The organism is Streptomyces sp. TSRI0281 (genome assembly GCF_001905125.1).
Taxonomy (GTDB): Bacteria; Actinomycetota; Actinomycetes; order Streptomycetales; family Streptomycetaceae; genus Streptomyces.
In genome coordinates this window covers 61,764-84,199 of the sequence record NZ_LWLE01000010.1, presented here as the reverse complement: position 1 = coordinate 84,199, position 22,436 = coordinate 61,764, and the positions used below count along the sequence as shown (strand labels likewise).

General features: G+C 71.8%; 19 protein-coding genes. 12 read left to right on the top strand and 7 right to left on the bottom strand.

Annotation, left to right across the window (positions count from 1 at the left end):
- Window positions 1-90 precede the first annotated feature (90 nt).
- From A6A29_RS16740 to A6A29_RS16705, 8 genes are all read left to right on the top strand, one after another.
- Window positions 91-618: a DUF6099 family protein gene (locus tag A6A29_RS16740; RefSeq protein WP_073720887.1), complete on the top strand. Its 528-nt coding sequence runs from the start codon at window positions 91-93 to the stop codon at window positions 616-618.
- A 239-nt stretch (window positions 619-857) separates the two neighbouring features.
- Window positions 858-1,781 carry an LLM class F420-dependent oxidoreductase gene (locus A6A29_RS16735; protein ID WP_073720886.1) on the top strand — a complete coding sequence of 308 codons (924 nt, stop codon included), beginning with the start codon at window positions 858-860 and terminating at the stop codon, window positions 1,779-1,781.
- A 119-nt stretch (window positions 1,782-1,900) separates the two neighbouring features.
- The gene (mmuM, locus tag A6A29_RS16730) at window positions 1,901-2,845 is read left to right on the top strand and encodes a homocysteine S-methyltransferase (protein WP_073720885.1); all 945 of its coding nucleotides are present in this window, start codon (window positions 1,901-1,903) and stop codon (window positions 2,843-2,845) included.
- Window positions 2,846-2,951: 106 nt separating this feature from the next.
- The gene (locus A6A29_RS16725; RefSeq protein ID WP_073720884.1) at window positions 2,952-4,541 is read left to right on the top strand and encodes a 3' terminal RNA ribose 2'-O-methyltransferase Hen1; all 1,590 of its coding nucleotides are present in this window, start codon (window positions 2,952-2,954) and stop codon (window positions 4,539-4,541) included.
- Complete coding sequence (locus A6A29_RS16720; RefSeq protein ID WP_073720883.1) at window positions 4,538-7,081, top strand: polynucleotide kinase-phosphatase; 2,544 nt, start codon at window positions 4,538-4,540, stop codon at window positions 7,079-7,081. The genes A6A29_RS16725 and A6A29_RS16720 overlap by 4 nt, the downstream gene beginning before the upstream one ends.
- A 125-nt stretch (window positions 7,082-7,206) precedes the next feature.
- Entirely contained in the window at window positions 7,207-8,439 is a 1,233-nt protein-coding gene (locus A6A29_RS16715; RefSeq protein ID WP_073720882.1) for an arginine deiminase, read from the top strand.
- A 73-nt stretch (window positions 8,440-8,512) separates the two neighbouring features.
- On the top strand, window positions 8,513-9,520 hold the full coding sequence (gene argF / locus A6A29_RS16710; RefSeq protein ID WP_073720881.1) for an ornithine carbamoyltransferase: 1,008 nt from the start codon (window positions 8,513-8,515) through the stop codon (window positions 9,518-9,520).
- A 220-nt stretch (window positions 9,521-9,740) separates the two neighbouring features.
- Complete coding sequence (locus A6A29_RS16705) at window positions 9,741-11,198, top strand: amino acid permease (RefSeq protein ID WP_073720880.1); 1,458 nt, start codon at window positions 9,741-9,743, stop codon at window positions 11,196-11,198.
- Here A6A29_RS16705 and A6A29_RS16700 read toward each other — a convergent pair.
- A complete protein-coding gene (locus tag A6A29_RS16700; protein ID WP_073720879.1) occupies window positions 11,149-11,598 on the bottom strand; it encodes an ATP-binding protein in 450 nt (149 codons plus the stop codon). The genes A6A29_RS16705 and A6A29_RS16700 overlap by 50 nt on opposite strands.
- A 291-nt stretch (window positions 11,599-11,889) precedes the next feature.
- Here A6A29_RS16700 and A6A29_RS16695 point away from each other — a divergent pair, with 291 nt between their 5' ends.
- Together A6A29_RS16695 and A6A29_RS16690 are read left to right on the top strand one after the other, a co-directional pair.
- Entirely contained in the window at window positions 11,890-12,717 is an 828-nt protein-coding gene (locus tag A6A29_RS16695) for an enoyl-CoA hydratase family protein (protein ID WP_073720878.1), read from the top strand.
- On the top strand, window positions 12,671-15,004 hold the full coding sequence (locus A6A29_RS16690) for a bifunctional salicylyl-CoA 5-hydroxylase/oxidoreductase (protein WP_079182792.1): 2,334 nt from the start codon (window positions 12,671-12,673) through the stop codon (window positions 15,002-15,004). The genes A6A29_RS16695 and A6A29_RS16690 overlap by 47 nt, the downstream gene beginning before the upstream one ends.
- Here the strand turns inward: A6A29_RS16690 and A6A29_RS16685 are convergent.
- The 4 genes from A6A29_RS16685 to A6A29_RS16670 form a co-directional block, all read right to left on the bottom strand.
- Window positions 14,991-15,500: a hypothetical protein gene (locus A6A29_RS16685; protein ID WP_073720876.1), complete on the bottom strand. Its 510-nt coding sequence runs from the start codon at window positions 15,498-15,500 to the stop codon at window positions 14,991-14,993. The genes A6A29_RS16690 and A6A29_RS16685 overlap by 14 nt on opposite strands.
- Complete coding sequence (locus A6A29_RS16680; RefSeq protein ID WP_073720875.1) at window positions 15,497-16,321, bottom strand: GNAT family N-acetyltransferase; 825 nt, start codon at window positions 16,319-16,321, stop codon at window positions 15,497-15,499. Before A6A29_RS16680 ends, A6A29_RS16685 begins: the two co-directional genes overlap by 4 nt.
- 143 nt (window positions 16,322-16,464) lie before the next feature.
- On the bottom strand, window positions 16,465-17,286 hold the full coding sequence (locus tag A6A29_RS16675; RefSeq protein ID WP_073720874.1) for a PaaX family transcriptional regulator: 822 nt from the start codon (window positions 17,284-17,286) through the stop codon (window positions 16,465-16,467).
- Window positions 17,287-17,290: 4 nt separating this feature from the next.
- Window positions 17,291-18,964, bottom strand: coding sequence for an AMP-binding protein (locus A6A29_RS16670; protein ID WP_073720873.1), 1,674 nt, complete (start codon window positions 18,962-18,964; stop codon window positions 17,291-17,293).
- Window positions 18,965-19,055: 91 nt separating this feature from the next.
- Here A6A29_RS16670 and A6A29_RS16665 point away from each other — a divergent pair, with 91 nt between their 5' ends.
- Both A6A29_RS16665 and A6A29_RS16660 read left to right on the top strand, forming a co-directional pair.
- Window positions 19,056-20,189 (top strand): acyl-CoA dehydrogenase family protein, encoded by a 1,134-nt coding sequence (locus tag A6A29_RS16665; RefSeq protein ID WP_073720872.1) that lies wholly within the window; start codon window positions 19,056-19,058, stop codon window positions 20,187-20,189.
- Window positions 20,186-20,587 carry a RidA family protein gene (locus A6A29_RS16660; protein WP_073720871.1) on the top strand — a complete coding sequence of 134 codons (402 nt, stop codon included), beginning with the start codon at window positions 20,186-20,188 and terminating at the stop codon, window positions 20,585-20,587. The genes A6A29_RS16665 and A6A29_RS16660 overlap by 4 nt, the downstream gene beginning before the upstream one ends.
- A gap of 79 nt (window positions 20,588-20,666) precedes the next feature.
- Here A6A29_RS16660 and A6A29_RS16655 read toward each other — a convergent pair whose 3' ends face one another.
- Together A6A29_RS16655 and A6A29_RS16650 are read right to left on the bottom strand one after the other, a co-directional pair.
- Window positions 20,667-21,800, bottom strand: a complete 1,134-nt coding sequence (locus A6A29_RS16655) for an FAD-dependent monooxygenase (protein ID WP_073720870.1) — start codon at window positions 21,798-21,800, stop codon at window positions 20,667-20,669.
- A gap of 62 nt (window positions 21,801-21,862) precedes the next feature.
- On the bottom strand, window positions 21,863-22,432 hold the full coding sequence (locus tag A6A29_RS16650) for a GTP-binding protein (RefSeq protein ID WP_073720869.1): 570 nt from the start codon (window positions 22,430-22,432) through the stop codon (window positions 21,863-21,865).
- Between the last annotated feature and the right edge of the window lie 4 nt (window positions 22,433-22,436).

The window sequence follows — 22,436 nt, the reverse complement described above, 5'->3', positions numbered from 1 at the left end:
TTTCCGAATTCCCCTGGCCTTACGGTGCCGTCCACCTCACTGTGGGTAATGGATGAGGTGAGCGGGTTTTCGTACGGACGGGGGAATGGCATGGAAGCGGAGCGGCTCATTGAGATCGGTCGGCGTGCTCTGGCGGAGAGCCGGGGCGCGCTGGACATCATGGCGGAAGCCTGGCAGGCCCAGGCGTTGGCGCGGACGGTCGGCGGCAGGCTGGCGCAGGGCGGTCCGATGGAGTTACGGGGCGACGCGCGGGGCCTCAGTGAGATCGGCGGGCAGGGGTTCTCGGTGCTCGACCACCCGATGGTGCTCGCCGGAGGCACCCGGGCCTCGCAGCTCTCCGAAGTCAACGATGTGCGCCAGGCCCTGGCGGGGCTGGCGCTGCTGCTCGGCGAGGCCGGGATCGCGTTGGTCGGGGTGGCCTGTGACACCGGGGAGGACGGGCTGTACTGGCAGTGCATCGAGGCCATAGACGCCACGGACGAGTCGATGGACCGGGTGCACGGAATGCTGAGACGGATGGCGGCGAGGGAGCGCGAGAAGGAACGCGAGCGGGAGGGGAAGCGGGACAGCCCGTACGGGGTGCTCCACGGTCCGGCGACATCGGCGGCGGGCCCCTGAGCGGGAGCGGCCCCTGAGCGGGAGCGGACCCTGAGCAGGGGTGCCCGTGCGGACGGGCGGCCCTGAGCGGGGCGGGTCCTGAGCGGAGTGGGTCCTGAGGAGGGCCGGCCCTGTGAGGGGGCTCCCGGCCGGGTGGAGTGCGCCGGTCGTGAGCCGGGGGCCGGGACGGTTGTGCGCCGGGCCGGTTGTGCGCCGGGCCGTGAGAGGAGGACCGGCGTCCGACGGGGCAGGATGGATGCATGGATCTTCGAATCTTCACCGAGCCCCAGCAAGGGGCGAGCTACGACACGCTGCTCACCGTCGCCAAGGCCGCCGAGGACCTCGGCTTCGACGCCTTCTACCGCTCGGACCACTATCTCCACATGGGCTCCGGAGACGGGCTGCCCGGTCCGACCGACGCATGGATCACCCTGGCCGGTCTGGCGCGGGAGACCAAGCGGATCCGGCTGGGCACGCTGATGACCGCGGGCACGTTCCGGCTGCCGGGGGTGCTGGCCATCCAGGTGGCCCAGGTCGACCAGATGTCCGGCGGCCGGGTCGAACTGGGCCTGGGAGCGGGCTGGTTCGAGGAGGAGCACAAGGCGTACGGCATTCCCTTCCCGAAGGAGAAATTCGGCCGGCTGGAGGAGCAGCTGGCGATCGTCACCGGCCTGTGGGCGACGGAGACCGGCAAGACCTTCAGCTATGACGGCACGTACTACCAGCTCACCGATTCGCCCGCACTGCCCAAGCCGGCCCAGGCCAAGGTGCCGGTCCTGATCGGCGGGCACGGCGCGACCCGCACCCCGCGGCTGGCCGCGCAGTATGCCGACGAGTTCAACATCCCCTTCGCCTCGCTGGAGGACAGCGAGAGGCAGTTCGCGCGGGTCGGGGAGGCGGCCAGGGCGGCGGGCCGCCGACCGGACGACCTGGTGTACTCCAACGCGCTGGTGGTCTGCACCGGCAAGGACGACGCGGAAGTGGCGCGACGCGCGTCGGTCATCGGACGGGACGTGGAGGAGCTGAAGGCGAACGGGCTGGCGGGCTCGCCCGCCGAAGTGGTCGACAAGATCGGTCAGTACGGTGCGATCGGCGCATCCCGCATCTACCTCCAGGTCCTGGACCTGGACGACCTGGACCACCTGGAACTGATCTCTTCGCAGGTCCAGTCCCAGCTGGGCTGAACCGAACCGGTTGCCCCGGCCCGTCCCGATCCCGCCCGTCCCGTCCCGACCCTGCTCGTCCCGAGTCGTTCCGGTCCGTCCCGAGTCGTTCCGGCCCCGGAGAAGAAGGAGCGGTACCTGTGCAGTCCACCCGGCCTGGTGAGAGCCACCCGTCGGCCCGCACTCTCGCGGCCGCGCTCGCCGAGGGGGCAGTCCTCCTCGACGGCGGTCTCTCCAACCAACTGGAGGCGCAGGGCTGCGATCTGTCCGACGCGCTGTGGTCGGCCAGACTGCTGGCCGACGCGCCCGAGCAGATCGAGGCCGCACATCTGGCCTATGTGCGGGCGGGTGCGCAGGTGCTCATCACCGCCGGCTATCAGGCGACGTTCGAAGGGTTCGCGCGGTACGGGATCGGGCGGGCCCGGGCCGAGGAGCTGCTGGCCCGCAGTGTGGAGCTGGCCCGGGCGGCCGGTGACGCGGCCCGGCGGGAGAGTCCGGGGCGGGAGATCTGGGTCGCCGCCTCGGTCGGCCCGTACGGGGCCATGCTCGCGGACGGCAGCGAGTACCGGGGGCGCTACGGGCTCACCGTCCGGGAGCTGGCGGACTTCCACCGTCCTCGGGTGGCCGCGCTGGCCGCCGCGGGACCCGATGTGCTGGCCCTGGAGACGGTGCCGGACCTGGACGAGGCCGAGGCGCTGCTGCGGGTGACCGAGGAGTGCGGGCTGCCGGTGTGGCTCTCGTACAGCGTCGAGGGTGACCGGACCCGGGCCGGGCAGCCGCTCCAGGAGGCGTTCGCGCTCGCCGCGGGGCGGGAGCAGGTGGTGGCGGTCGGGGTCAACTGCTGCGATCCGGGGGATGTGGAGCGGGCGGTGGAGATCGCGGCGGCGGAGACGGGAAAACCGGTGGTCGCGTATCCCAACAGCGGGGAGCGCTGGGATGCCGGGGGCCGTGGCTGGACCGGGGAGAGCACCTTCGACCCGGAGCGGGTGCGGTCCTGGACCGCGGCCGGGGCCCGGCTGGTCGGTGGCTGCTGCCGGGTGGGGCCCGGCCGCATCGCCGAGCTGGCCGGCCTGCTGGAGCGGTGAGGGCACATACCGGAGGAACGACCGTACGCGCCGCAGTGGTGAACGGCCTTGCCGGGGCGGCGAAATTGCCTGGTGGGGCAGGGGGGAGAGGACCATACTCGGACAGGTGTTCCTGACAATCAGTACGACCGGCACCCCGGAACGACCCGCCACCGACCTCGGCTTCCTGCTGCACAAGCATCCCGACAAGGCGCAGTCGTTCTCCACCTCGCACGGCACCGCGCACGTCTTCTACCCGGAGGCGTCCGCCGAGCGCTGCACGGCCGCGCTGTTGCTGGAGGTGGATCCGGTGGCGCTGGTGCGGCGCGGCAAGGGCAAGGGCCGGGGCGGCGCGCCCGACGCGGCGCTCGCGCAGTACGTCAACGACCGTCCCTACGCGGCGTCCTCGCTGCTGTCCGTGGCCATGTCCACGGTCTTCAAGTCCGCCCTGGGCGGGGCCTGCCGGGCCATGCCCGCGCGGGCCGAGGCGCCCCTGCCGCTGCGCGTCGAGGTGCCCGCCCTGCCCGCGCGCGGCGGTGCGGAGCTGGTCGACAAGCTCTTCCGTCCGCTCGGCTGGACGACGGTGGACGCCGTGGCCGTACCGCTGGACGAGGAGTTCCCCCAGTGGGGCGACTCGCGCTACGTGCGGCTCGTGCTGGAGGGAGAGCTGCGGCTCTCGGACGCGCTGCGCCAGCTGTACGTCCTGCTGCCGGTGCTCGACGACGCCAAGCACTACTGGGTCGCCCCGGACGAGGTGGACAAGCTGCTGCGGGCCGGTGCGGGCTGGCTGGCCGACCACCCCGAGCGGCACCTGATCACCAGCCGCTATCTGGCCCGTCGCTGGAACCTGACCCGCCAGGCCGCGCAGGCACTCGAACTGGTGCGGCTGGCCGAGTCGGACGACCTCGACGTGGACAACGTCGACAACGCGGTGGACGAGACCACGGACACCGAGGAGAAGCCGGTGCCGCTCGCCGAACACCGGCGTACGGCGATCCTTGAGGCGCTGCGCACGGCGGGGGCGAGCCGGGTGCTCGACCTGGGCTGCGGTCAGGGCCAGTTGGTGCAGGCCCTCCTCAAGGACACCCGCTTCACGGAGATCGTCGGCGTCGATGTGTCGATGCGCGCCCTCACCATCGCCTCGCGACGGCTGAAGCTGGACAGGATGGGGGAGCGGCAGTCCGACCGGGTCACCCTCCGGCAGGGCTCGCTGACCTACACCGACAAGCGGCTGCGGGGCTATGACGCGGCGGTGCTCAGTGAGGTCATCGAGCATCTGGATCTCCCGCGGCTGCCCGCGCTGGAGTACGCGGTGTTCGGTTCGGCCCGCCCCCGGACCGTCCTGGTGACCACGCCGAACGTCGAGTACAACGTCCGCTGGGACACCCTTCCGGCCGGGCACGTACGTCATGGCGACCACCGTTTCGAGTGGACCAGGGCCGAGTTCCGGGACTGGGCCGAGAAGGTCGCCCGGCGGCACGGCTACACGGTCGCGTTCGAACCCGTCGGGCCCGACGACCCCGAGGTCGGTCCGCCCACGCAGATGGCTGTCTTCACGACGACCGCGACCGACGGCAACAGGACCGACAGCAACAGGACCGGCGGCAACGGGACCGACGGCAGCATTAACGAGCACAGCAAGAACGAGCACAGCAAGAGCGACACGACCGAGCACATCGGCGACGACAACAACAAGAAGGAGGCGGAAGCCGCATGACCAGCACCTCTCGCACCCTGCCGGTGACCGACCTCTCCCTCGTCGTCCTCATCGGCCCCAGCGGCTCCGGCAAGTCCACGTTCGCCCGCAAGCACTTCAAGCCCACCGAGATCATCTCCTCGGACTTCTGCCGCGGCCTCGTCGCCGACGACGAGAACGACCAGAGCGCCAGCCGCGACGCCTTCGAGGTGCTGCACTTCATCGCGGGCAAGCGCCTCGCGGCGGGGAGGCTGACCGTGGTCGACGCCACCAGCGTCCAGTCGGAGAGCCGCAAGCAGCTCGTGCAGCTGGCCAGGGAGCACGACGTCCTTCCCATCGCCATCGTGCTCGACCTCCCCGAAGAGGTCTGCGTCGCGCGCAACGCCGCCCGGCCCGACCGCGCCGACATGCCCCGGCATGTCATCCAGCGCCACCGCCGCGAGCTGCGGCGTTCGCTGCGCGGCCTGGAGCGCGAGGGCTTCCGCAAGGTGCACATCCTGCGCAGCGAGGAGGAGGCCGAGCACGCCGAAGTGGTGCTGGAGCGCCGCTACAACGACCTGCGCCACCTCACCGGCCCCTTCGACATCATCGGTGACATCCACGGCTGCCGCTCCGAGCTGGACACCCTGCTCGGCAAGCTCGGTTACGTCGACGGTGCGCACCCCGAAGGACGTACGGCGGTCTTCGTCGGCGACCTCGTCGACCGGGGACCCGACAGCCCCGGCGTACTGCGCCGCGTCATGTCCATGGTGTCGGCGGGCCAGGCCCTGTGCGTACCGGGCAACCACGAGAACAAGCTCGGCCGTTATCTCAAGGGCCGGGCCGTCCAGCACACCCACGGTCTCGCCGAGACCATCGAGCAGCTGGACCGCGAGGACGCCGAGCACCCGGAATTCCGGGAACAGGTCAGGGAGTTCATCGACGGGCTGGTCAGCCACTACGTCCTGGACGGGGGCAGGCTCGTCGTCTGCCACGCCGGGCTGCCCGAGAAGTACCACGGGCGCACCTCCGGGCGGGTGCGCTCGCACGCCCTGTACGGGGAGACCACCGGCGAGACCGATGAGTTCGGCCTGCCCGTGCGCTACCCGTGGGCGGAGGAATACCGGGGCCGGGCCACCGTGGTCTACGGCCACACCCCCGTGCCCAGCACCTCCTGGATCAACAACACCATCTGCCTGGACACCGGTGCCGTCTTCGGCGGACGGATGACCGCGCTGCGCTGGCCGGAGCGCGAACTGGTCGACGTACCGGCCGAGAAGGTCTGGTACGAGCCGGTCAAGCCGCTCACCACGGAGGCGCCCGGTGGCCGGGAGGGCCGCCCGCTGGACCTCGCCGATGTGCAGGGCCGCCGGACCGTGGAGACCCGGCACATGGGCCGTGTCTCCGTGCGCGAGGAGAACGCGGCGGCGGCGCTGGAGGTCATGAGCCGGTTCGCCGTCGACCCGCGCCTGCTCGGTTACCTCCCGCCGACCATGGCGCCGACCGCGACCTCCCACGAGGAGGGCTATCTGGAGCACCCGGCCGAGGCGTTCGCCCAGTACCGGGCGGACGGCGTCGCCAAGGTCGTGTGCGAGGAGAAGCACATGGGCTCCCGGGCCGTGGCCCTGGTCTGCCGCGACGCCGAAGCGGCACGGGAACGGTTCGGCGTCGACGGCCCGACCGGTGCGCTGCACACCCGTACCGGACGGCCGTTCCTGGACGACGAGGCGCTCACCGAGACGGTTCTCGGCCGGCTGCGCGACGCCGTGACCGCCGCCGGGCTCTGGGCGGAGTGGGAGACCGACTGGGTGCTGCTCGACGCCGAGCTGATGCCGTGGTCGTTCAAGGCCGCCGGACTGCTGCGCTCGCAGTACGCCGCCGTCGGCGCCGCGTCCGGTGCCGTCCTCCCCGGCGCGCTGGCCGCCCTGGACGCCGCGGCAGGACGCGGCATCGACGTCGCGGGCCTCGCCGGGCGGCAGCGTGGACGCGCCGAGGACGCGGCCGCGTTCACCCGGGCGTACCGGCGCTACTGCTGGGGCACCGAGGGACTGGACGGGGTGCGCCTCGCGCCGTTCCAGATCCTGGCCGTGCAGGGCCGCTCGCTCGCCTCCGTACCGCACGACGAGCAGCTGGCCTGGCTGGACCGGCTGGTCGAGCACGACCCGACCGGGCTGCTCCAGGTCACCCGTCGGCTCGTCGTCGACACCGGTGACGACGCCTCGGTCCGCTCCGGCATCGACTGGTGGCTGGAGATGACCGGGCGCGGCGGCGAGGGCATGGTCGTCAAGCCGCTGGGCGCGCTCGTCCGGGACGGGAAGAACCGTCTCGTCCAGCCCGGCATCAAGGTGCGGGGCAGGGAGTATCTCCGGATCATCTACGGCCCCGAGTACACCCGCCCGGAGAATCTGGAGCGGCTGCGCTCCCGGTTCCTCGGCCACAAGCGGTCGCTGGCGCTGCGGGAGTACGCCCTGGGCCTGGAGGCCCTGGACCGGCTGGCCGACGGCGAGCCGCTGTGGCGGGTGCACGAGGCGGTCTTCGCGGTGCTCGCCCTGGAGTCGGAACCGGTGGACCCCCGCCTCTAGACCGGCCTCTGACCCACCTCTGGACCGGCCTCCCGACCGCCCCTGAGCCGGGTCGTCGGCCCGGCTTCAGGAAAGCGTTGGCGATTCGCCGGGTGAACGGCCCCCCGCGCGGTGAGGATGGAGGCATGGGATTCCACGTCGACTCCGAGGCCGGGCGGCTGCGCCGCGTCATACTGCACCGCCCCGATCTGGAGCTGAAGCGGCTCACCCCCAGTAACAAGAAGGCACTGCTCTTCGACGATGTGCTGTGGGTGCGCCGCGCACGGCAGGAGCACGACGGGTTCGCCGATGTGCTGCGCGAGCGCGGTGTGGCGGTGCATCTGTTCGGCGATCTGCTCCAGGAGTCCCTGGACATCCCGGCGGCCCGGCGGCTCGTCCTCGACCGGGTCTTCGACGAGAAGGAGTACGGCCCGCTCGCCACCGAGCATCTGCGGGCCGCCTTCGAGGAGCTGCCCTCCGCCGAGCTGGCCGAGGCGCTGGTCGGCGGGATGACCAAGCGGGAGTTCCTGGCCCGGCACAGCGAGCCGACCTCCGTCCGCTTCCACGTCATGGATCTGGACGACTTCCTGCTCGGCCCGCTGCCCAACCATCTCTTCACCCGCGACACCTCGGCCTGGATCTACGACGGGGTGTCCATCAACGCGATGCGCTGGCCGGCCCGGCAGCGCGAGACCGTCCACTTCGAGGCGATCTACCGCCACCACCCGCTCTTCACCGGCCCCGAGGCGGGCGCCTTCCACCACTGGTCGGAGGGGCAGGACGACTACCCCTCCACGATCGAGGGCGGTGACGTGCTGGTCATCGGCCGCGGCGCCGTACTGATCGGGATGAGCGAGCGCACGACACCGCAGGCCGTGGAGATGCTGGCCCGGGGACTCTTCGACGCCGGGTCCGCGCGGACGATCGTGGCGCTCGACATGCCCAAGCGCCGCGCGTTCATGCACCTGGACACGGTGATGACGATGATCGACGGCGACACGTTCACCCAGTACGCGGGGCTCGGGATGCTCCGCTCGTACACGATCGAGCCCGGCGCCGGTCCCCGTGAGCTGAAGGTCACCGATCATCCGCCCGAGCACATGCACCGGGCCATCGCCGCCGCGCTGGGCCTCGACTCGATCCGGGTCCTCACCGCCACCCAGGACGTCCACGCGGCCGAGCGCGAGCAGTGGGACGACGGCTGCAATGTGCTGGCCGTCGAGCCGGGCGTCGTCGTCGCGTACGAGCGCAACGCCACCACCAACACCCATCTGCGCAAGCAGGGCATCGAGGTCATCGAGATCCGCGGCAGTGAACTGGGCCGGGGGAGGGGCGGGCCGCGCTGCATGAGCTGTCCCGTGGAACGGGATCCTGTATAGCAATGCAATGCGTCGTATAGACTTCCAGGATTACCGTACGACGCGATCCCCGCCCGACCCAGGAGCAGTCATCATGGCCATAGACCTCGCAGGCCGCCACTTCCTCAAGGAGCTGGACTTCACGGCCGAGGAGTTCCGCGGCCTGATCTCCCTGGCCGCCGAGCTCAAGGCGGCCAAGAAGGCGGGCGACGAGGTCCAGCGGCTGCGGGGCAGGAACATCGCGCTGATCTTCGAGAAGACCTCCACCCGCACCCGTTGCGCCTTCGAGGTCGCCGCCGCCGATCAGGGCGCGTCCACCACCTACCTCGATCCCTCCGGTTCGCAGATGGGTCACAAGGAGTCGACGAAGGACACCGCCCGCGTCCTCGGCCGGATGTTCGACGGCATCGAGTACCGGGGCGACAGTCAGCAGACCGTGGAGGACCTGGCCGCCCATGGCGGCGTCCCCGTCTTCAACGGGCTCACCGACGACTGGCACCCCACGCAGATGCTCGCCGATGTGCTCACGATGACCGAGCACAGCGAGAAGCCGCTGGACCGGATCACCTTCGCCTACCTCGGTGACGCCCGCTTCAACATGGGCAACTCCTACCTGATCACCGGTGCGCTGCTCGGCATGGACGTACGGATCGTGGCCCCCGAGGCCTACTGGCCGAGCGAGGACGTCGTCGCCCGCGCGCGCGAGCTGGCCCTGGAGAGCGGCGCTGTGGTCACCCTCACCGAGGACATCACCGAGGGCGTCCGGGGATGCGACTTCATCGCCACCGACGTCTGGGTCTCCATGGGGGAGCCCAAGGAGGTCTGGGCGGAGCGCATCGCGGCCCTCTGGCCGTACGCCGTGACCATGGACGTCCTGCGGTCCACCGGGAATGCCGAGGTGAAGTTCCTGCACTGCCTCCCGGCCTTCCACGACCTCGGCACCAAGCTCGGCCGGGAGATCCACGATGCCCACGGGCTGAGCGAGCTGGAGGTCAGCGACGAGGTCTTCGAGTCCGCGCACTCGGTCGTGTTCGACGAGGCGGAGAACCGCATGCACACGATCAAGGCCGTTCTGGTGGCCACACTCGCGGGCGGCCGGTAGGCACGCGCCGCACGGCCATGCGGCGGGCGTCCATCAGCCGCATGGCCATGCGCCGGATTGGGTGAATATGCGCGGAGGTGGCTACGATGTCACCTCTTGGTGGGGTTCGAGCTCGCACGCTCGGACCCCCTTGCCATGTGCCGCCCCGGAGTCCCCACGGCTCCGCGCGCAGGCTCCCCCCACACGCGTCACCTGCGCCACCAGAGAAGAGACACCCCGCATGAGTTCCGGTCTGCGCCGCAAGAGCCCCGATCAGCTGGTAGCCGAGTCGGGCGCCGACCTGGAGGGGCACGGCCTCAGCCGGTCCATGGGCCTGTTCCAGCTGGTCTGTTTCGGGGTCGGTGCCATCGTCGGTACCGGCATCTTCGTCGGGCTCTCCGACAGCGTCTCCGAGGCCGGACCGGCCGTCGTGCTGTCCTTCGTCCTCGCCGCCGTCACCTGCATCTTCACCGCCTTCTCCTTCGCCGAGCTGGGCGGCGCCATCCCGGTCTCCGGCAGCTCCTACTCCTTCGCCTACGCCGCTCTGGGCGAGCGCACCGCGTTCCTGGTCGGCTGGTGCCTGCTGCTGGAGTACGGAGTCTCGGTCTCCGCCGTCGCGGTCGGCTGGAGCCAGTACGTCAACGAACTGCTCAACAGCCTCATCGGGTGGGAACTGCCCGCCGTACTGTCCTCGGGGCCCGGCGACGGCGGTGTGGTCAATCTGCCCGCGATCGTGGTGATCATGATGGCCGCCACCCTGCTGGTACGCGGTGTCCGGGAGAGCGCCACCGCGACGGCGGCGATGGCGGTCCTCAAGATCGGCATCCTGGCCGCCTTCTGCGCGATCGCCTTCAGCGCGTTCGAGGACGGGAACCTCACCCCGTTCGCGGGCGAGGGGCTGGGCGGGATCACCGCCGGAGCGTCGCTGGCGTTCTTCTCGTACATCGGCTTCGACGCCATCACCACCGCGGGCGAGGAGGTCAAGAACCCCCGCCGGAACATCCCGATCGCCATCATGATCTGCATCGGTGTCGTCACCCTGCTCTACTGCGCGGTGGCGGTCTCGGCCATCGGTGCGCTGGGCGCCGACGCGGTCTCCGACAAACCGGCCGCGCTCTCCCTGATCGTCAATCAGGTCACCGATTCCACCGTGGGCGGCGGGATCATCGCCTTCGGCGCGGTCGTCGCGATCGCGTCCGTGGTGCTCGCGGTGATGTACGGGCAGACCCGCGTCCTGATGTCGATGTCCCGCGACGGGCTGATCCCGCGCGTCTTCGAACGCGTCTCGCCCAGGACCCGTACCCCCGTCGCCAACACCTGGATCGTGGCCACCGTCTTCGCGGTCCCGGCGGCCTTCGCGTCGCTGGACGTCGTCGTGAACCTGACGACCATCGGCACGCTGGCCACCATGGTCGCGGTGAATGTCGCGGTCATGGTGCTCCGTCGTCGCGAGCCGGAGCTGAAGCGCAGCTTCCGGGTGCCGCTGTACCCCGTGAGCCCCGTGCTGGGCGTCGCCTTCTGCCTGTATCTGATGTACGGGACGGGCTGGACGACCTGGCTGCAGTTCGCGGTCTTCCTGGCGGCCGGTTCGCTGCTGTACGCCTGCTACGGGCGCGGCCGTTCGCGGCTGGCCGGCTCAGGGGCGACGGTCAGCTCAGGGGCGACGGGCCCGGCTGGGCCGGCAGCCCCGGGAGGGTGAACCAGACCGCCTTGCCGTGTTCCGTGGTGCGGTGACCGCAGGCGGAGCTGAGGGTGCGGATCAGGAGCAGGCCGCGGCCGTGTTCCTGCCATGGGTCGGGCTCGGAGCCGGGCCGCGGACGGGACAGGTCGCCCGGCGGGGCCGGATCGTGGTCGTGGACCTCGACCTGGCAGCCGCTCGGCAGGAGCTCCACCACCAGCTCGATGGGGTCGTGGCCGCGGGTGTGCTCGACGGCGTTGGCGACCAGCTCGGCGGTGAGGAGTTCGGCGGTGTCGCTGTCGGCCGGGGCGTCGATGTCCGACAGCGCGGTGCGGATGAGGGCGCGGGCGATCGGTACGGCGGCCGTGGAGTGCGGCAGGGTGATGCGCCAGGAGGCGGGGACTGGGACGTCGGGCGGCACGGCTGGTTTCCGTTTCGGGAGCGGGACTTCCTCGGAGCGGTACTTCTCGGGCCCGGATGCCCCGGACCCGGAGGTCCCGGAGCGAGACTTCCTGTTTTCAACCTTACGAACCGAAAGGGCAAGGACATAGGGGCGGCCGACCGGTACAAACGGGACCTTCGGCACCAACAGTCTCATGGCCGGGGTATTGCGTGCTCGTGACGGTAGTCACGTACGGATGATAGTTTCGAAGGCGGAACGAGACCCGCGCAGTGCCATCCAGCAGCCCGACGGCTGAAGGGGACCGCCGCCATGAGCCCTTTTCCCAGCTCCGCCCCGCGCACGGAGGACTGGCGCCATCTGCGGCTGACCAGACACGACGGTGTGGCCACCGTCACTCTCGCCCGGCCGGAAAAACTCAACGCGCTCACCTTCGGCGCCTACGCCGATCTGCGTGACCTCCTCGCCGAACTGTCCACGGAACGCTCCGTGCGCGCCCTCGTGCTCGCCGGTGAGGGGCGCGGATTCTGCTCCGGCGGCGACGTCGACGAGATCATCGGCGCCACCCTCGCGATGGACACCGCGCAGCTCCTCGACTTCAACCGGATGACCGGACAGGTCGTACGGGCCCTGCGCGAGTGCCCCTTCCCGGTCGTCGCGGCCGTGCACGGGGTCGCCGCGGGTGCCGGTGCCGTCCTGGCGCTGGCCGCCGACTTCCGGATCGCCGACCCGTCCGCCCGCTTCGCCTTCCTGTTCACCCGCGTCGGCCTCTCCGGCGGCGACATGGGTGCCGCCTACCTCCTGCCGCGCGTCGTCGGCCTCGGCCACGCCACCCGGCTGCTGATGCTCGGCGAAGCCGTCCGCGCACCCGAAGCCGAACGTATCGGACTGATCAGCGAACTGGCCGAGGAGGGGCAGGCCGACGCCCGCGCCGCGGCCCTCGCCCGCCGCCTCGCCGACGGGCCCGCCCTCGCACTCGCCCAGACCAAGGCCCTGCTCACCGCCGAACTCGACATGCCGCTGGCCGCCGCCGTCGAAATGGACGCGGCGACCCAGGCCCTGCTGATGCACGGCGAGGACTACGCCGAATTCCATGCCGCCTTCACCGAGAAGCGGCCGCCGAAGTGGCAGGGGCGGTAGCGCCGTGGCGGCCGCCGTCCGGCGGATCGCGGTCATCGGCGGCGGGCCCGGCGGGCTCTACGCCGCGGCCCTCCTCAAACGGCTCGACCCGCGACGCGACATCACCGTCTGGGAACGCAACGCCCCCGACGACACTTTTGGCTTCGGCGTCGTCCTCTCCGACGAGACCCTCGGCGGCATCGAGCACGCCGACCCCGCGGTGTACCGGGACCTGAGCGAGGAATTCGTCCGCTGGGACACCATCGACATCGTCCACCGGGGCCGCACCCACACCTCGGGCGGCCACGGCTTCGCCGCACTCGGCCGCCGCCGTCTCCTGGAGATCCTGCACGCCCGCTGCGCGTCCCTCGGCGTGCACCTCCGCTTCCGCACCCAGGCGCCGCCCGCCGCCGAACTCGCCACCCGCTACGACCTGGTCATCGCCGCCGACGGGGTGCACAGCGCCACCCGCGAGGCCGGCGCCGACGCCTTCGGCCCGCACCTCACCACGCACCGCAACCGCTACATCTGGCTCGCCGCCGACTTCGCCCTGGACGCCTTCCGCTTCGAGATCGCCGAGACCGAGCACGGAGTGCAGCAACTGCACGCCTACCCCTTCTCGGCCGGCGCCTCCACCGCCATCGTCGAGATGCGCGAAGAGGTCTGGCGGGCCGCCGGACTCGACACCGCCGACCCCGCCGAGTCCACCGCACGCTGCGCCAAGACCTTCGCCGAGGCCCTGGACGGCAGGCCCCTGCGCACCAACAACTCCTCCTGGCTCACCTTCCGTACCGTCGTCAACAGCCGCTGGTCGCACGGCAACACGGTCCTCATCGGGGACGCCGCCCACACCGCGCACTTCTCCATCGGCTCCGGCACCAAACTGGCCGTCGAGGACGCCCTCGCGCTCGCCGCCTGCATCGAGGAACAGCCCGACCTGCCCACCGCCCTGGCCGCGTACGAGACCGAGCGCCGCCCCGTCGTCGCCTCCACCCAGCGCGCCGCCGCGGCCAGCCTGCGCTGGTTCGAGGAGCTGGCCACCTATGTGGACCAGCCGCCCCGCCGCTTCGCGTTCAACCTGCTCACCCGCAGCCGCCGCGTCACCCACGACAACCTGCGGCTGCGCGACGCCTCGTTCACCGCCGCCGTCCAGGAGGAGTTCGGCTGCCCGCCCGGCACCCCGCCGATGTTCACCCCGCTGCGGCTGCGCGGCCTCGAACTGCGCAACCGCGTCGTCGTCTCGCCCATGGACATGTACTCCGCCGTCGACGGGGTCCCCGGCGACTTCCACCTCGTCCACCTGGGCGCACGCGCACTCGGCGGCGCCGGACTCACCATGACCGAGATGGTGTGCGTCAGCCCCGAGGGCCGGATCACCCCCGGCTGCGCCGGTCTCTACACCGACGAACAGGCCACCGCCTGGACCCGGATCACCGACTTCGTGCACACCTCCGCGCCCGGCGCCGCGATCGGCGTCCAGCTCGGCCACTCCGGCCGCAAGGGCTCCACCAAGCTGATGTGGGAGGGCATCGACCAGCCGCTCGACGAGGGCAACTGGCCGGTCTCCGCCGCCTCCCCGATCCCGTACGCACCGGGCGTCAACCAGACCCCGCGGGCCCTGGACCGGGCCGGACTCGACGCGGTCCGCGAACAGTTCACCGCCGCCGCCCGGCGCGCCGCCCACTGCGGGTTCGACCTCCTCGAACTCCACTGCGCGCACGGCTATCTGCTCTCCGGCTTCCTCTCCCCGCTCACCAACCACCGCACCGACACCTACGGCGGGACGGCCGAGAACCGGCTCCGCTTCCCCCTGGAGGTGTTCGACGCGGTCCGCGCCGTCTGGCCGGACGACCGGCCCATGACCGTCCGGATCTCCGCCACCGACTGGGCCGAGGGCGGCACCAGCACCGAGGACGCCCTCACCGTCGCCCGCGCCTTCGCCGCACACGGCGCCGACGCCATCGACGTCTCCACCGGCCAGGTCGTTTCCGGCGAACGCCCCGAGTACGGCCGCTCCTACCAGACCCCGTACGCCGATCGCATCCGCAACACCGTGGACGTGCCCGTCATCGCGGTCGGCGCCATCTCCTCCTGGGACGACGTCAACTCGCTGCTGCTCGCGGGCCGCGCCGACCTCTGCGCGCTGGCCCGCCCGCACCTGTACGACCCGCACTGGACGCTGCACGCCGCCGCCGACCAGGGCTACAGCGGTACGGGCGCGCCCTGGCCCCTCCCGTACCGCGCGGGCAGCCGGCCCCCGCCGACCGGCCGCACGGACGCACCGAAGCCGAGGCTCACGCTGGACTGACCCGGTCCCCGCCCCCGGCGCCCTCCTCGGCGGACTCGGCGGCCTCGGCGGACTCGGCGGCCGTCAGGCACTCGTGGCAGCGGCAGGGCACCGGATGCGGCGCCGCGTGATGGGCGTGCCGCTCCTCCCGGGCGATCCGCTCCAGCAGGGCGGCCAGCTCCTCGGTCCGCTCCCGGCTGCCCGGCGGAAGTCCGGTGCCCACCGACCGGGTGACCACGGCCGGGCTGTGCACCAACTGGGCCCGGAAGGTGTGCAGATGACGGGTGGCCGTATCGATGGTGATGAAGCGCCTGGTGTGCCTGCCGCGTCCCACCGCGGTCAGCTGCTGATGCCCCATTCCCGCATACGTGTCGATGACGTACACCTTGGTGCCGCCCCGGTACGCCTTGGTGCCCGGACGCAGTTCCTGGCCCAGATCCCCGTACCGGCGCCACCGCACCACATTGGCGGCGACCAGCCACACGGCCTCGGGCGCGGGTTCCCGGCCCTCGCTCAACGCCGCTCCTCCGCACTGATCAGCAGCCGGTCCGACACCGGCTCGTACCCGATGCGCCGGTACACCCCGTTGCTCGTCGGATTCGCGAGGTCCGTGAACAGCAGGACCTCCGCCGCGCCCGCCGCCCGCGCCGCCCGGCTGACCTCGGCCGTCACCGCGGCCGCGTAACCGCGCCCCCGGTGCTCCGCCGGGGTGTACACCGCCGCCACCCGCACCGCCCCCGCGATCATGGGCGAGACACCCGCCATCGACACCGGGACGCCGTCGTCCTCCCAGAGGGTCAGCCCACCGTCCGCCGTCCGCTCGTCCACGAGCCGCTCGGCATGGGTGCCCGGCTGACCGACCTGCTCCGCGAACGCCAGGTGCCAGGCCACGAGCAGGTCCCGGTCGGCGGGGGCGGCGGCCCTGGCCCGGCCCGGCGGCGCGGGTGACGGCGGGATCAACTCGCCCAGCCGGTACAGCCGCTGCTCCACCTCCACCCGGTGGCCCGGCCACCCGGCGGCCAGGGCCTCGGCGCTCGCCCGGTCCGCGTTGATGCTCGTCGGGCCCAGGACGTCGGCCAGCGGACCGATCGCCTCCGGTGCCACCCGGCCCAGCATCGGCGGGTACGGCGGCGTCCGCACCAGCGTCCCCGCCACCTCACCGTCCGTCCCGCGCCACCAGCCGAGCACCGGGTCGCCCTCGCCGTAGGCGTGCGGGCCCCGGCGCCGCAGCGTCGCCGTGACGGTCAGTACCAGGTTGTTGTCGGCGGGATGGGCGGACAGCGAAGCACCGGCCGCGTCCAGGAACGCGTCTACGTCATCCGTGAAGGTCCAGGTCACGCCTCATCCTGCCGGGAACGCGGACCGCGCGGCACCCGGATTTCGCGCGGCGGCGGTCCACCGCCCGTACACACCCCCGGGCAACCGGTCACCGCCCGCACACCCCTCGGGCTACCGGGCACCGCCCGTACACCCCGCCCGGGTCACTGCCGTACGAACCGCTCCCCGGCGTCCCGCAGCCGCTCGTGCAGCAGCCCGAAGACCTCCGCCGAGCGGCCCCCCGGCCACTCCTTCGGCAACAGCTCCTCCGGCAGCCCCGGGTCCGTGTACGGCAGCCGCCGCCACGAGTCCAGCGCCGGAAGATAGTCGCGGTACGCCTCCCGCGGATCGGGCGCCGCATCCTCCCGCGACCGGTCCTCCCAGGCCCGCAGCACCGGTTCGTGCCGCTGGAGGAAGTCCATGTGGAGCCGGGCGACGGCGTCCAGGTCCCACCAGCGCGCCACCGACTCCCGCGTCACGGCGAAACCGAGGTGTTCCCCGCGGAACAGCTCCACATACGGGGCGAGTTCCAGCCGCTCCAGAGTGTGCCGGGTCTCCTCGTACAGCGCGGCCGGCGCGATCCACACCCCGGGCGCCACCGTGCCGAAGCCCAGCCGGGACAGCCGCGAACGCAGCAAGTGCCGCTTGTGGCGCTCCGCTTCGGGGACGGAGAACACCGCGAGCACCCAGCCGTCGGCGAGCCGGGGCGCCGGATGCCGGTAGATCCGCCGGTCGCCGTCGTCCAGCAGTTGGCGGGCGTCGGCCGACAGCGCGTATCCGGCCGCGCCCCCGGCCGTACGGGCCGGGACCAGCAGCTCGCGGCGTTTGAGCCGGGACACGGAGGAGCGTACGGACGGGGCGTCGACACCGACGGCGTCCAGCAGCCGGATCAGCTCGGCCACCGGCAGCGGGGCATTGCCCGGGGAACGACCGTAGGCACCGTAGAGGGTGACGATCAGGGAACGGGGGGTGTGCAACTCGGCCACGTGATCACTCTAGAGCCCGGGAGCCGGGCGGGGCGGACCCGTCGCGCAGCCGGAACCGCTGGAGCTTGCCGGTCGCGGTGCGCGGCAGGGCCGCCGTGAACGAGAAGACGCGCGGGCACTTGTGCGGAGCCAGCGTGCCCTTCATATAGGCGCGCAGGGAGTCCGCCGACAGTGTGGAACCCTCCCGCAGGACCACGTGCGCCACCACGATCTGGCCGCGCAGCGCGTCCTCCCGGCCCACCACGGCGGCCTCCGTCACCTCCGGATGGCGCAGCAGGGCCTCCTCCACCTCGGGGCCCGCGATGTTGTAGCCGGAGGAGATGATCATGTCGTCGGCGCGGGCGACGTAGCGGAAGTAGCCGTCCGGCTCGCGGACATAGGTGTCGCCGGTCATGTTCCAGCCGTCGCGCACGTACTGCGTCTGCCGGGGGTCCGTGAGATAGCGGCAGCCGACGGGGCCGCGCACGGCGAGCAGGCCCGGTTCGCCGTCGGGAAGTTCCTCGCCGTCCGCGTCGACCACCCGCGCCTGCCAGCCCGGTACCGGGACCCCGGTGGTGCCGGGACGGATGGCCTCGTCGGCGGCCGAGATGAAGATGTGCAGCAGCTCGGTGGCCCCGATGCCGTTGATGATGCGCAGCCCGGTCCGCTCGTACCAGGACTGCCAGGTGCCGGCGGGCAGGTTCTCCCCGGCCGACACACAGCGGCGCAGCGCGGACAGGTCGTGGCCGTCGAGCCGGTCGAGCATGGTGCGGTACGCGGTCGGCGCGGTGAACAGCACCGAGACCCGGTGCCGGGCGAGCGCGGGCAGCAGCTGTTCCGGACCCGACTGCTCCAGAAGCAGCGACGAGGCACCCACCCGCAGCGGAAAGATCACCAGCCCGCCGAGTCCGAAGGTGAAGCCCAGTGGCGGGCTCCCGGCGAACACGTCGCCGGCGACGGGGCGCAGCACATGGCGGGAGAAGGTGTCCGCGACGGCCAGGACATCGCGGTGGAAGTGCATACAGCCCTTGGGCCGACCGGTGGTCCCCGAGGTGAACGCGATCAGCGCGACATCGTCGGCGGCGGTGTCCACCGGCTCGTACGGGCCGGGGCGGGCCTCGGCGAGCCGGGTCAGATCGTCCGGCGCGTCCCCTCCGTACATAGTGATCCGCACCCCCGTGACCTGGGCCTTCAGTAGATCGTCGGCCGACCGGGCATCGCACAGCGCGTGGCTTGCCCCGGCCATCGAGCAGATCGTGGCCAGCTCCTGGGACCGCGCCTGCGCCAGTACGGTGACGGCGACCGCGCCCGCCTTCATCACCGCGAGCCAGCAGGCGGCCAGCCAGGGCGTGGTGGGGCCGCGCAGCAGCACCCGGTTTCCGGGGCGGACGCCCAGATCACTGGTCAGGACATGGGCGATCCGGTCCACCCGGTCCCGCAGTTCGCCGTAGCTCCAGACCGTGCCGTCGTCGGTGCGGAAGGCGGGGCGGTCCGGGCCCAGATGGCCGATGGTGGCGTCGAGCAGTTCGTACCCGCAGTTCAGCCGGTCCGGGTAGCCCAGCTCGGTGCGGTCGAAGACCAGCTCGGGCCACTGGTGGGGCGGCGGGAGATGATCGCGGGAAAACGTGTCGGTGTGCCCGCTCGCGGCGCGGGCGGGTGAAGTGGACACATGCGTACTCGGCGAGGAATTCGGCTCCATCGAGGATCGCCCCCTTGTCGCTTCTGGAGCGTATCGTTTGAGTGACGGTAGTCAACGGTCCGCGATAAGACGTGACAAGAGAGGCGCCGGTATGACGGTATTCTCCCTCGATCCGGCACAAACCGCCTGGTGTGAAGAACTGCGTGCCCTCGCCGATCAGCAGCTGCGCCCGCTCGCCGAGAAGGGCGACCCCGGCCATGTCAACCGCCCTCTCCTCACCGCCCTGGGGGAGCTCGGCCTGCTGGGCAGGATGCTGGGCTCCGGTGCTCTCGACCTCTGCCTGCTCCGGGAATCCCTGGCCCGCGGCTGTACCGAGGCCGAGACCGCGCTCGCCCTCCAGGGCCTCGGCACCTCGCCGATCGTCCAGGCGGGCACACCGGCCCACCGTGAACGCTGGCTCCCCGAGGTCCGGGCCGGCCGCGCCGTCGCCGCCTTCGCGCTGAGCGAGCCGGGCGCGGGCTCCGACGCGGCGGCCCTGTCCCTCGCCGCCGAGCACACCGCGGACGGCTGGCGGCTGACCGGCGAGAAGTGCTGGATCTCCAACGCCCCCGAGGCCGACTTCTACACCGTCTTCGCCCGCACGACGAAGGGCGCCGGGGCCCGTGGCGTCACCGCGTTCCTGGTCCCCGCCGACCGCCCGGGACTCACCGGAACGGCCCTCGACATGCTCTCCCCGCACCCCATCGGCGCCCTGGACTTCGACGGCGTACCCGTCACCGCCGACGACATGCTCGGCGAACCGGACCGGGGCTTCCGGGTCGCGATGAACACCCTCAACCTCTTCCGGCCGAGCGTCGGGGCCTTCGCCGTGGGGATGGCACGGGCCGCCCTGGACGCGACCCTGGCCCACACCGCCGTACGGACCGCGTTCGGGGGCCCGCTGCGCGACCTCCAGTCGGTCTCCCACCAGGTCGCCGAGATGGCCACCCGCACCGAGGCCGCCCGCCTCCTGGTGTACGCGGCCGCCGCGGCCCACGACGCGGGCGAACCGGGCGTACCCCGGCGCGCGGCCATGGCCAAGCTGTACGCCACCGAGACCGCGCAGTACGTCGTCGACGCGGCGGTCCAACTGCACGGCGCCCGCGCCCTGCGCCGCGGCCACCTCCTCGAACACCTCTACCGGGAGGTCCGCGCACCGCGGATCTACGAGGGCGCCAGCGAGGTGCAGCGCACGATCATCGCCAAGGAGCTGTACGCCCGCCCGACCACGGAGCCGCCCGCATGAGCCCTGTCCAACGGATCAACCCGGCCGAACTCGCCCCGCCCACCGGCTTCTCGCACGCCGTCACGGCCACCGGCGGGCAGCTCGTCTTCCTCGCCGGACAGACCGCCCTCGACCCGGACGGCAAGATCACCGGCAGCACCCTGCCCGAGCAGTTCGCGACGGCGCTCACCAATCTGCTCACCGCCCTGCGCGCGGCGGGCGGCGCCCCGGCGGACCTGGTCCGGGTCACCGTGTACGCCACCGATGTCGCCGACTACCGCGCCCACGCCTCCGAACTGGGCCGCGTCTGGCGGCGGCTGGCCGGACGGGACTATCCGGCGATGGCGGTCATCGGGGCGGTCCGGCTCTGGGACGAACCGGCTCTGGTGGAGCTCGACGGGATCGCCGTGCTGCCCTGAGGCCCCGAACGCGCCGGTGGGCGGGCCCGGTCGGACCGGACCCGCCCACCGGCGGACGACGTCACGCACGCACGGCGGATCAGTACGGCTTCACCAGGACATGGGCGGCGCCGGGGATGCCGACCTTCAGCAGCTCGTCCTCCTCCGGCGTCGTCGCGTTGCCGGTCTCCTGCTTCAGGATCGCCCGCGACATGCTCTGCACCCACATGGCACGCGGCCGGCGCCGGGCCTCCCAGGCGGCGAGCGCGGCGGCCACGCCGTCCTCGGCGTCCAGCGACTCGGCCAGCACCTGCGCGTCCTCGACGGCCATCGCCGCGCCCTGCGCCAGATGCGGGGTGCTCGCGTGCGCGGCGTCACCGGCCAGCACGACCCGGCCCACGTGCCACGGCTCCTCGACCGTCACCTGGGAGATCCGCGAGTACACCACGGCCCGCGGGTCGGTGACGTCCCGCAGCGCCTCGGCGACCGGGCCGGTGAATCCGGCGAGCCGCTCCGCGAGCTCCTCGTGCGCCCGCTCCGGGTCCGGCCGGAAGTCCTCGGCCTCGGCGAACACCGCACCCAGATACATCAGTTCGTCCGTGATCGGGGTCAGCAGCGCCTTGGCGGCCTGGTTGCCCGTGCTCATCACGACACCCTGGACCTCGGGGTGACGGGGCACGGTGACCCGCCAGTTGGCGAAGCCCGTGTACTCGGGGCGGAAGCGGTCGCCGTAGAGCCGGGTGCGCAGCGGTGAACCGATGCCGTCGAAGCCCACGACCAGGTCCCAGCGGGCGGCCGAGCCGTCGGACAGGGTCACGTCCACGCCGGAGCCGTCGTCGGCCAGCTCGCTGATCGTCGTACCGAAGCGGATCGGCACCCCGGCAGCGGCGGCGGCGTCGCCGAGCACCTTGGCCAGGGCGGGGCGCGGTATGCCGTTGTTGGAGGGGGCGTCGCCCATGCGCGGCTGCGGGATCTTGGCGAGCGTGGCACCGGCCGGGTCGCAGATGGTCAGCACCTCCCACGCGAACCCCGCCTTCACGCAGTCGTCGAGGACCCCGATCTCCCGCATGACATGCAGGGCGTTCGAGGGCTGGATGATGCCGACGCCGAGCGCGTCCAGTTCGTCACGCAGTTCGACGACCTCGACGGTGTGACCGCGACGGGCCAGCGCGACGGCGAGGGTCAGCCCGCCGATCCCGCCGCCGTGGATCAGTACGCGCAGGGGTGATGCCATCTCGGATCTCCGATACGAAAGGTGAGAGAGAAGAGGTACAGAGGAGGAGGGGCGGCGGCGGGTCAGCCGGCCGCCGAGGGCAGACTCATCAGGTGGTCCACCAGCGCGAGCAGCACATCGCGCCCGAACGGCCGCTCCCGGACGTCGCCGATCAGCAGCGGAACATGCGGATCGAGGTCGAGCGCGGACCGGATCTCGTCCTTGGTACGGGTGTTGTGGCCGTGGAAGCAGTTGATCGCGACGACGAACGGGATGTCCCGGCTCTCGAAGAAGTCGATCGAGGCGAAACTGGTGTCGAGCCGCCGGGTGTCGGCGATCACGACGCCACCGAGCGCCCCGTTGACCAGGTCGTTCCACATGAACCAGAAACGTTCCTGGCCCGGGGTCCCGAAGAGGTAGACCACCAGCTCGGGACTGACCGTGATCCGCCCGAAGTCCAGGGCCACGGTGGTGGTGTCCTTCTGGCCGACACCGGCCAGGTCGTCCACGCCGATGCTGGCCCTGGTCAGGTACTCCTCGGTGCGCAGCGGCGCCACTTCGCTGACGGCGCCCACCAGGGTGGTCTTTCCGACGCCGAAACCGCCGGCTATGAGGATCTTGACGGCGCTGGGCGCTGTCTGAGGGGTTGTCATCTTG

Coding starts and splice junctions, on each gene's coding strand:
- A6A29_RS16740 (WP_073720887.1), top strand. CDS start 91: ATGGAAGCGGAGCGGCTCATTGAGATCGGTCGGCGTGCTCTGGCGGAG.
- A6A29_RS16735 (WP_073720886.1), top strand. CDS start 858: ATGGATCTTCGAATCTTCACCGAGCCCCAGCAAGGGGCGAGCTACGAC.
- A6A29_RS16720 (WP_073720883.1), top strand. CDS start 4,538: ATGACCAGCACCTCTCGCACCCTGCCGGTGACCGACCTCTCCCTCGTC.
- A6A29_RS16715 (WP_073720882.1), top strand. CDS start 7,207: ATGGGATTCCACGTCGACTCCGAGGCCGGGCGGCTGCGCCGCGTCATA.
- argF (WP_073720881.1), top strand. CDS start 8,513: ATGGCCATAGACCTCGCAGGCCGCCACTTCCTCAAGGAGCTGGACTTC.
- A6A29_RS16705 (WP_073720880.1), top strand. CDS start 9,741: ATGAGTTCCGGTCTGCGCCGCAAGAGCCCCGATCAGCTGGTAGCCGAG.
- A6A29_RS16695 (WP_073720878.1), top strand. CDS start 11,890: ATGAGCCCTTTTCCCAGCTCCGCCCCGCGCACGGAGGACTGGCGCCAT.
- A6A29_RS16690 (WP_079182792.1), top strand. CDS start 12,671: ATGCCGCCTTCACCGAGAAGCGGCCGCCGAAGTGGCAGGGGCGGTAGC.
- A6A29_RS16670 (WP_073720873.1), bottom strand. CDS start 18,964: ATGGAGCCGAATTCCTCGCCGAGTACGCATGTGTCCACTTCACCCGCC.
- A6A29_RS16665 (WP_073720872.1), top strand. CDS start 19,056: ATGACGGTATTCTCCCTCGATCCGGCACAAACCGCCTGGTGTGAAGAA.
- A6A29_RS16660 (WP_073720871.1), top strand. CDS start 20,186: ATGAGCCCTGTCCAACGGATCAACCCGGCCGAACTCGCCCCGCCCACC.
- A6A29_RS16655 (WP_073720870.1), bottom strand. CDS start 21,800: ATGGCATCACCCCTGCGCGTACTGATCCACGGCGGCGGGATCGGCGGG.
- A6A29_RS16650 (WP_073720869.1), bottom strand. CDS start 22,432: ATGACAACCCCTCAGACAGCGCCCAGCGCCGTCAAGATCCTCATAGCC.